Source organism: Rhodopseudomonas sp. BR0C11, from assembly GCF_010820945.1.
Taxonomy (GTDB): Bacteria; Pseudomonadota; Alphaproteobacteria; order Rhizobiales; family Xanthobacteraceae; genus Rhodopseudomonas; species Rhodopseudomonas palustris_H.
Window position 1 is genome coordinate 1 of sequence record NZ_QTKI01000199.1, and the last position, 8,484, is coordinate 8,484.

Sequence of the window (8,484 nt, forward strand, 5' to 3'; positions counted from 1 at the left end):
GATCATGACCCAGCCCGCCCCGCAATTCCTGTTCGACTTCGGCAGTCCCAACGCTTTCCTCGCCCACGAGGCAATCCCGGCGATCGAGCGGCGGATCGGCGTCAAGTTCGACTACGTGCCGGTGCTGCTCGGCGGTATCTTCAAGGCGACCAACAACAAGTCTCCGGCGGAGACGCTGGCCGGGATCAAGAACAAGCGCGAATTCCTCACGGTGGAAACCGAGCGCTTCCTCAGGCGCTACGCGGTGAAGCCGTATGTCTGGAATCCGCATTTTCCGGTCAACACCCTCAACCTGATGCGCGCCGCGGTCGCGGCGCAGCTCGACGGCGTGTTCGACCAATACGTCGAGGCCGCGTTCCACCATATGTGGGTGGAGCCGAAGAAGATGGACGATCTCGACGTCGCAGCGGCGGCGCTGTCGTCGTCGGGGCTCGACGGCAAGGCGCTGCTGACCCGCGCGCAGCAGCCGGAGGTGAAGGCGAAGCTGATCGCCAATACCGAAGACGCTGTCCAGCGCGGCGCGTTCGGCTCGCCGACCTTCTTCGTCGGCACCGAGATGTTCTTCGGCAAGGAACAGCTCCGCGACGTCGAAGAGATGTACGGCTAGCTTCAACGATCTCTCCCGTCATTGCGAGGAGCGAAGCGACGACGCAATCCAGTCGCTCCGTGCTGAGACGGTGGATTGCTTCGCTTCGCTCGCAATGACGGGCTTGAGGGAGACGCCAGCATGACGCCACGCAACGCAACTGTCGCGGTGATCGGAGCCGGCGATTACATCGGGGCGGAGATCGCCAAGAAGTTTGCCGCCGAGGGCTTCACGGTGTTCGCCGGCCGGCGCAACGGCGAGAAGCTTGCGCCGCTGGTGGCGGAGATCGAGGCGGCCGGCGGCCGCATCGTCGCGCGCTCGCTCGATGCGCGCCAAGAAGACGAGGTGACGGCGTTCCTGAACGACGCCGACGCCCACGCGCCGCTCGAGGTGACGATCTTCAACGTCGGCGCCAACGTCAATTTCCCGATCCTGGAGACGACCGATCGGGTGTTTCGAAAAGTGTGGGAGATGGCGTGCTGGGCCGGCTTTGTGTCGGGACGGGAGTCGGCGCGGCTGATGCTGGCGCGCGGGCAGGGCAAGATCTTCTTCACCGGCGCGACCGCGTCGCTGCGCGGCGGTTCAGGCTTTGCGGCGTTCGCCTCCGCCAAATTCGCGCTCCGCGCGGTGGCGCAGTCGATGGCGCGTGAGCTGATGCCGAAGAATATCCATGTGGCGCATCTGATCATCGATTCCGGCGTCGACACCGCCTGGGTCCGCGAGCGCCGCGCGCAGATCTTCGGCAAGGATGCGCTCGCCAACCCGGATCTGCTGATGCCGCCGGCGGCGGTCGCCGGTGCTTACTGGCAGCTCTATCAGCAGCCGAAGAGCGCCTGGACGTTCGAGATGGAAATCCGTCCCTACGGCGAGAAGTGGTGAGGGGTATGCCGGCATCGCGCTCGTAGCGGCTGCGCGATCCGGCTAAGACTCGCGAAAATTTGGGAGGACGTGATGCGGATTCTGATCGTTGGTGCCGGCGCGATCGGCGGGTATTTCGGCGGGCGCCTGCTGCAGGTCGGCCGTGACGTCACGTTTCTGGTGCGGCCGGGCCGTGCGGCGGAACTGGCCCGCGACGGGCTGGTGATCAAGAGCCCGCACGGCGACGCGAGAATCGCAAATCCGCCTGCGCTGCAAGCTTCGGCGCTCGCTCCCGACTACGATTTGGTGGTGCTGAGCTGCAAAGCATTCGACCTCGACGACGCGATCGCGTCGTTCCGGGGTGGTGTCGGGGCTCAAACGACGATTCTGCCGCTGCTCAACGGCATGAAGCATCTCGATGTGCTGGACTCTGCATTCGGCCGCGACCGCGTGCTCGGCGGCCAATGCGTGATTGCGGCGACGCTCGATGCGCAGCGCCATGTCGTCCAGCTCGCGCCGATGAGTGCGATCACCTTCGGCGAGCGTGACGGCGCGATGTCGGAGCGCGTGACGCAGATCGCCGCCGCGCTCGGCGGCTGCGACTTCGGCGTCAACGCCTCGCCGGTGATCATGCAGGAGATGTGGGAGAAGTGGGTGTTTCTGGCGACGCTCGCCGGATCGACCTCACTGATGCGGGGCGCGGTCGGCGACATTCTCGCCGCGCCGGGCGGCGCCGACTTCATGCTCGGGGTGTTCGACGAGATCACCACGATTGCGGCGGCGGCCGGCCATGGGCCGCGCCAAGCCTCGGTCGAACGCACCCGCGGCATGCTGCTCGCCGAAGGCTCGACGCTGACGGCTTCGATGTTTCGCGACATCCAGGCCGGCGCCCGGATCGAAGCCGATCACGTCATCGGCGACCTCATCGTCCGTGCCGATGAGGCGAAGGTTCCGGTGCCACGGCTGCGGGTGATCTACACCCACCTCAAGACCTATGAACGGCGTCGTCCCTGACGACCGTCAGACTGGTTTTCCCGCACTGCGGAAGCGAATGAAAGTCATTCGCTGAGCGACGCCTCATTCTTTGGTCGAACGTTCCATTTGGGGTGTTCGTCCGTCCTCGTACGCAGCCGAGGGCAGCCCGCGCAAGTCGCGATGGTTCTTGCAATTTCGAGGCATTTCATCGAAAAGCAGCAAGTGTCGATCGCACCGCACAAAACGCGCGTCGTCGTGGCGCAAATTTGGGCATTTTGATTTCAATCAAACGTGCGGTCCCGAAACCGGGGATGGTGCAGTCACCTGCCCGCCGAAGAAAAGATTGATCAGATGAATCAAGCCCTGAATTCGAAGCGGATCACCCTTGGCGAGGGTGGTCTCACGGTCGTGTTCGCATTGACCACGATCCTGTCCATCTACGCGGCGATCTACGCCAAGGATGCTCCCTTCGCATTTCATGCCGCGCTCGCGGCCGCGTTCAGCGCCTGGGCGGTGTTCGCGATCATCGTTCGGCATCGCAGCCGTTCGGGCCTGCCGCCGCAGGAAATCAACGGCGCTCCGAATTACAATCTCGGGCCGATAAAGTTCCTTTCCTTTATGGCAATGTTTTGGGGCATCGCCGGTTTCTCGGCCGGCCTCTACATCGCCCTGGAACTCGCCTATCCGGGCCTGAACATCGCCCAGTGGGTCAATTTCGGCCGGCTTCGTCCGCTGCACACTTCGGCGGTGATCTTCGCGTTCGGCGGCAACGTGCTGCTGGCGACCTCGTTCTACGTGGTGCAGAAGACCACCCGGGCCCGGCTCGCCGGTGACCTCGCGCCGTGGTTCGTGGCAATCGGCTACAACTTCTTCATCGTCATCGCGGGCACGGGCTATCTGCTCGGCGTCACCCAGTCGAAGGAATACGCCGAGCCGGAATGGTACGCCGACCTGTGGCTGACCATCGTCTGGGTCACCTATTTGCTGGTGTTCCTGGCCACCCTGATGAAGCGCAAGGAACCCCACATCTACGTGGCGAACTGGTTCTATCTCGCCTTCATCATCACCATCGCGGTGCTGCACCTCGGCAACAACCCGACTCTGCCGGTCAGCTTCCTCGGCTCGAAGTCCTACATCGCCTGGTCGGGCGTGCAGGACGCGATGTTCCAGTGGTGGTACGGCCACAACGCGGTCGGCTTCTTCCTCACCGCCGGCTTCCTGGCCATCATGTACTACTTCATCCCGAAGCGGGCTGAGCGGCCGGTCTATTCCTACCGGCTGTCGATCATCCACTTCTGGGCGCTGATCTTCCTGTACATCTGGGCCGGTCCGCACCACCTGCACTACACCGCGCTGCCCGACTGGACGCAGACGCTGGGCATGACCTTCTCGATCATGCTGTGGATGCCCTCATGGGGCGGCATGATCAACGGCCTGATGACGCTGTCGGGCGCCTGGGACAAGCTCCGCACCGACCCCGTGCTGCGCATGATGGTGGTGTCGGTCGCCTTCTACGGCATGTCGACCTTCGAAGGTCCGATGATGGCGATTAAGGCGGTCAACTCGCTCAGCCACTACACCGACTGGACCGTCGGTCACGTCCACTCCGGCGCGCTCGGCTGGGTCGGCTTCGTCTCCTTCGGCGCGCTGTACTGCCTGGTGCCGTGGGTCTGGGGCCGCAAGCAGCTCTACAGCATCCGCCTGGTGAACTGGCACTTCTGGATCGCGACCCTCGGCATCGTCCTCTACATCTCGGCGATGTGGGTGTCGGGCATCCTGCAAGGTCTGATGTGGCGTGCTTACACGTCGCTCGGCTTCCTCGAATACTCGTTCATCGAGTCGGTCGAAGCGATGCACCCCTTCTATGCCATCCGCGCCGCCGGCGGCGGCCTGTTCCTGATCGGCGCGCTGATCATGGCCTACAACCTCTGGATGACCGTCCGCGTCGGCGAACGGTCCGAGGCTCAGCCTCGCGTCGCCCTGCAGCCTGCCGAGTAAGGAGAGCAAACAATGTCAATCTGGGCTCGGCACAAGATCTTCGAGACCAACTCGGTCGTCCTGATCGTCGGCATCCTGCTCGTGATCGCGATTGGTGGTCTCGTCGAAATCACTCCGCTGTTCTACCTCAAGAGCACCATCGAAAAGGTCGACGGGGTGCGTCCTTACACCCCGCTCGAACTGGCAGGCCGCAACATCTACATCCGCGAGGGCTGCTATCTGTGCCACTCGCAGATGATCCGTCCGCTGCGTGACGAGACCGAGCGTTACGGCCATTACTCGCTGGCCGCGGAGTCGATGTACGACCATCCGTTCCAGTGGGGTTCCAAGCGTACCGGTCCGGATCTCGCCCGGGTCGGCGGCAAGTACTCCGACGATTGGCACGTCGCGCATCTGAAGAACCCGCGTTCGATCGTGCCGCAGTCGGTGATGCCGAACTACGCGTTCCTCGCCAACAGCAAGGTCGATCTCGCCAGCCTGTCGGATCACCTCAAGACCAACCGCACCCTCGGCGTGCCTTACAGCGACGAGGACATCGCCAAGGCGGCGGCCGACGCCAAGGCGCAGGTCGATCCGGAAGGCGCCGACGCGGCCGATCTGCAGAAGCGCTACCCCAAGGCGGTGGTGCGCAACTTCGACGGCCAACCGGGTGACCCGACCGAACTCGACGCGCTGGTCTCGTACCTGCAGATGCTCGGTACCCTGGTCGACTTCAAACTGTACGACGAAAAAGCGAACCTTCGCTGAGGCGGCGACATGAAAGCGATCATCTACTTCGACAACATCGCGTCCAGTCTCGTCACGACATGGTGGACGCCGCTGTTCATGGCCATCTTCGTCGCCATCGTGGTGTATGCGCTCTGGCCGAAAAACAAAGAGGCGTTCGACGAGGCCGCCCAGATGCCGCTTCGAGAGGACTGAGACGACCATGGCTGACCATGCACATCACGGCGAAATCGACAAAGTCACCGGCACGGCCACGACCGGCCATGAGTGGGACGGCATCCAGGAACTGAACACGCCGCTGCCGCGGTGGTGGATCTGGACCTTCTACGCCACCATCATCTGGTCGATCGGCTACTTCATCGTCTATCCGGCGTGGCCGCTGATGAACGGCTACACCCGCGGCCTGTTCGGTTACTCCTCGCGCGCCGAGCTCGACGTCGATCTCGCCAAGCTCAACCAGGTTCGCGGCGAGAAGATGCAGGCGCTGGCGACTGCCTCGCTCGAAGAAATCGAGAAGAACCCGGCACTGCTTGCTCTGGCCCGCGCCAAGGGCAAGGTGGTGTTCGGCGACAATTGCGCCCCGTGCCACGGCTCGGGCGCTGCCGGCGGCAAGGGCTTCCCGAACCTCAACGACGACGATTGGCTGTGGGGCGGTTCCCTCGAGCAAATCGAAAAGACCATCAAGTACGGCGCGCGCTCCGGTAACGACGAAGGCCACATGGGCAACATGCTGGCGTTCGGCAAGGACGGCACGCTGACCAAGGACCAGATCGTTCAGGTCGCCAACTTCGTTCGTTCGCTGTCGGGCCAGTCGACCCGTCCGGGCGTCGATCTGGCGGCCGGCAAGCAGATCTTCGCGGAGAACTGCGTTGCCTGTCACGGTGAAGACGCCAAGGGCAATCCCGAACTTGGTGCGCCCAACCTGACGGATAAGATCTGGCTGTACGGTGGTGACGAAGCCACCATCATCGAGACGATCACCAACGGCCGCGGCGGCGTGATGCCGGCGTGGATCGGTCGCCTCGATCCCACCACCATCAAGGCGATGGCGGTGTACGTCCACTCGCTCGGCGGCGGCAAATAGCCGACGCTCGCGGGCGCGCAGAACCTTGTGTGTTGGGGGACACGCGAGGTTGTGATCTGCGCGCCCGGAATTGAGCTTGCGCTCGACGATAGAAGAAGTGGAAAAGAACCCTCGATATGAACAAGCCCCTGCGCGCGACGGACCTGCAGCCGGACGACGACGGACCGCTGTACACGGCCCAAAAGAAAATCTTCCCCCAAAGCGTATCCGGCCCGTTCCGGCGAACCAAATGGATCCTGATGGCGGTCTGCCTCGGGATCTATTACTTTTTGCCCTTCGTGCGATGGAACCGCGGTCTCGGCGCCCCCGATCAGGCGGTGCTGATCGACCTCGCCAATAACCGGTTCTACTTCTTCGCCATCGAGCTGTGGCCGCAGGAAATCTATTACTTCACCGGCCTGTTGATCGTCGCCGCTATCGTACTGTTCCTGATGAACGCGCTCGGCGGCCGGGTGTGGTGCGGCTATCTCTGCCCGCAGACGGTTTGGACCGATCTGTTCTACGCGGTCGAGCGGTTCGTCGAGGGCGATCGCCGCGAGCGGATGCGCAAGGCCGGCGAAGGCTTCAAGATGCAGCGCGCCGCGGAACTCGCGCTCAAGCACTCGATCTGGCTGATGATCGCGTGGTGGACCGGCGGCGCCTGGGTTCTGTACTTCGCCGACGCTCCGACCCTGATCAAGGAGCTGGTCACCTTCGACGCGCCGATGGTGGCGTATATCTGGATCGGCATCCTCACCTTCACCACCTACACGCTGGCCGGCTTCATGCGGGAGCAGGTCTGCGTCTATATGTGCCCGTGGCCGCGCATTCAGGCGGCGCTGACCGACGAGTGGGCGCTCAACGTCACCTATAAGTACGACCGCGGCGAGAAGCGTTCGTCGCTCAAAAAGGCGGCGCAGCTCCGCGCGATCGGCGAGCCGGTCGGCGATTGCGTCGACTGCAACCAGTGCGTCGCCGTGTGCCCGACCGGCATCGACATCCGCAACGGACCGCAGCTCGACTGTATCCAGTGCGGCCTGTGCATCGACGCCTGCGACAACGTGATGAAGAAGATCGGCCGCCCGACCCGGCTGATCGGCTATGACAACGACATCAACATCCATCGCCGGATGGAGGGCAAGCCGGAGGTCTTCAAGCCGGTCCGCGCCCGTACCGTGATCTACTCGCTGATCATCGTCGCGATCGGTGGTGCGATGGTTTACAAGCTGGCGAACCGTAGCCTGCTCGACGTCAACGTCCTGCACGACCGCAACCCGGTCGCGGTGCGGCTGTCCGACGGCTCGGTGCGCAACGGTTACACCATCCGCTTCCTCAACAAGCGCGGCTTCGACCGCGTGGTGGCGGTCGACGTCGAAGGTCCGCCGAATGCGATGATCCATATCGTCGGTGCGGACTCGATCACCCCGGCCCGTCCGATGATCATCCTCGGTCGCGACACCACCACCGAGCTGCGGGTGCTGGTCGACTCCAACGCAAACGATGACGTGCCGCAGTCGGTGCCGGTGACCTTCCATGTCACCGATATCGGGCTGGGCGAGGTCGCTTCCACCAAGGACGTCTTTGTCACGCCCTGATCCGAACCGGAGCCTTATGATGAGCCGTTCGCAATCATCGCCGCGTCCTCTCACCGGCAAAGTCGTTCTCGCCGTCCTGGTGGCGTTCTTCGGCATCGTGTTCGGCGTCAACGGACTGATGATGACGCTGGCGATCAAGACGCTGCCGGGCACCGAGGTCGACAGCGCCTACGCCGCCAGCCTCGCTTACGAGCGTGAGATCGCAGCCGCGCGTGATCAGGATCAGCGCGGCTGGAAGGTCGAAGCCAAGGTCGAGCGCAAGCCCGATGGCGCCGCCGTGCTGCAGGTCGAGGCCCGCGACAAGGCCGGCCTGCCGCTGGCCGGTCTGAATTTCTTCGGCCGGCTGGAGCGGCCGTCCGACAAGCGCTACGACCGCGAGGTTGCGCTCGCGGAGGTAGGCAGCGGCGTGTACCGCGGCGACGCCAATGGCGTGCTGCCGGGCCGTTGGGATCTGGTTCTGGAAGGGGATCAGGGCGGTGTTCGCATGTTCCTCTCCAAGAACAAGCTGCTGTTGAACTAAGCGCCGATCCGGCAGGCGTGACGAGGATCGCCGAATGCTGCAGACGCGGGATTTCTCTCACTACGTCAAAGACGTCGACGGCCGGATCGCGCATCTCGACCTCGCCGTAGAGGGCGTTCACTGTGCCAGTTGCATGGCCAAGATCGAGCGCGGCCTGCAGTCG

Annotated in this window: 10 protein-coding genes; all 10 read left to right on the plus strand. The window is 63.6% G+C overall.

Translation table 11 applies throughout. The features are described 5' to 3' along the window. The first annotated feature begins 4 nt into the window (after positions 1–4). Positions 5–607: a 2-hydroxychromene-2-carboxylate isomerase gene (locus DYI24_RS15655; protein ID WP_164572952.1), complete on the plus strand. Its 603-nt coding sequence runs from the start codon at positions 5–7 to the stop codon at positions 605–607. 120 nt (positions 608–727) lie between these two features. Beyond that, positions 728–1,465 (plus strand): SDR family oxidoreductase, encoded by a 738-nt coding sequence (locus DYI24_RS15660; protein ID WP_164572948.1) that lies wholly within the window; start codon positions 728–730, stop codon positions 1,463–1,465. Positions 1,466–1,537: 72 nt separating this feature from the next. Continuing rightward, a complete protein-coding gene (panE, locus tag DYI24_RS15665; RefSeq protein WP_164572949.1) occupies positions 1,538–2,458 on the plus strand; it encodes a 2-dehydropantoate 2-reductase in 921 nt (306 codons plus the stop codon). 312 nt (positions 2,459–2,770) lie between these two features. After that, the gene (gene ccoN / locus DYI24_RS15670) at positions 2,771–4,417 is read left to right on the plus strand and encodes a cytochrome-c oxidase, cbb3-type subunit I (protein WP_107342297.1); all 1,647 of its coding nucleotides are present in this window, start codon (positions 2,771–2,773) and stop codon (positions 4,415–4,417) included. A gap of 12 nt (positions 4,418–4,429) precedes the next feature. Continuing rightward, positions 4,430–5,164: a cytochrome-c oxidase, cbb3-type subunit II gene (gene ccoO / locus DYI24_RS15675; protein ID WP_164572950.1), complete on the plus strand. Its 735-nt coding sequence runs from the start codon at positions 4,430–4,432 to the stop codon at positions 5,162–5,164. A gap of 9 nt (positions 5,165–5,173) precedes the next feature. Beyond that, a complete protein-coding gene (locus tag DYI24_RS15680; protein ID WP_011155588.1) occupies positions 5,174–5,338 on the plus strand; it encodes a cbb3-type cytochrome oxidase subunit 3 in 165 nt (54 codons plus the stop codon). A gap of 7 nt (positions 5,339–5,345) precedes the next feature. After that, positions 5,346–6,227, plus strand: coding sequence for a cytochrome-c oxidase, cbb3-type subunit III (gene ccoP, locus DYI24_RS15685; protein ID WP_011155587.1), 882 nt, complete (start codon positions 5,346–5,348; stop codon positions 6,225–6,227). A gap of 116 nt (positions 6,228–6,343) precedes the next feature. Then, complete coding sequence (gene ccoG, locus DYI24_RS15690; protein ID WP_107353669.1) at positions 6,344–7,801, plus strand: cytochrome c oxidase accessory protein CcoG; 1,458 nt, start codon at positions 6,344–6,346, stop codon at positions 7,799–7,801. 19 nt (positions 7,802–7,820) lie between these two features. Continuing rightward, on the plus strand, positions 7,821–8,321 hold the full coding sequence (locus tag DYI24_RS15695; RefSeq protein ID WP_107346359.1) for a FixH family protein: 501 nt from the start codon (positions 7,821–7,823) through the stop codon (positions 8,319–8,321). Between the two features lie 34 nt (positions 8,322–8,355). Further along, the coding region (locus DYI24_RS28345) for a heavy metal-associated domain-containing protein (protein ID WP_164572951.1) at positions 8,356–8,484 on the plus strand (129 nt) is incomplete at its 3' end.

Excerpts from the sequence above, each read along its gene's own strand:
- DYI24_RS15655 (WP_164572952.1), top strand. The coding sequence starts at position 5 with ATGACCCAGCCCGCCCCGCAATTCCTGTTCGACTTCGGCAGTCCCAAC.
- DYI24_RS15660 (WP_164572948.1), top strand. The coding sequence starts at position 728 with ATGACGCCACGCAACGCAACTGTCGCGGTGATCGGAGCCGGCGATTAC.
- panE (WP_164572949.1), top strand. The coding sequence starts at position 1,538 with ATGCGGATTCTGATCGTTGGTGCCGGCGCGATCGGCGGGTATTTCGGC.
- ccoN (WP_107342297.1), top strand. The coding sequence starts at position 2,771 with ATGAATCAAGCCCTGAATTCGAAGCGGATCACCCTTGGCGAGGGTGGT.
- ccoO (WP_164572950.1), top strand. The coding sequence starts at position 4,430 with ATGTCAATCTGGGCTCGGCACAAGATCTTCGAGACCAACTCGGTCGTC.
- DYI24_RS15680 (WP_011155588.1), top strand. The coding sequence starts at position 5,174 with ATGAAAGCGATCATCTACTTCGACAACATCGCGTCCAGTCTCGTCACG.
- ccoP (WP_011155587.1), top strand. The coding sequence starts at position 5,346 with ATGGCTGACCATGCACATCACGGCGAAATCGACAAAGTCACCGGCACG.
- ccoG (WP_107353669.1), top strand. The coding sequence starts at position 6,344 with ATGAACAAGCCCCTGCGCGCGACGGACCTGCAGCCGGACGACGACGGA.
- DYI24_RS15695 (WP_107346359.1), top strand. The coding sequence starts at position 7,821 with ATGAGCCGTTCGCAATCATCGCCGCGTCCTCTCACCGGCAAAGTCGTT.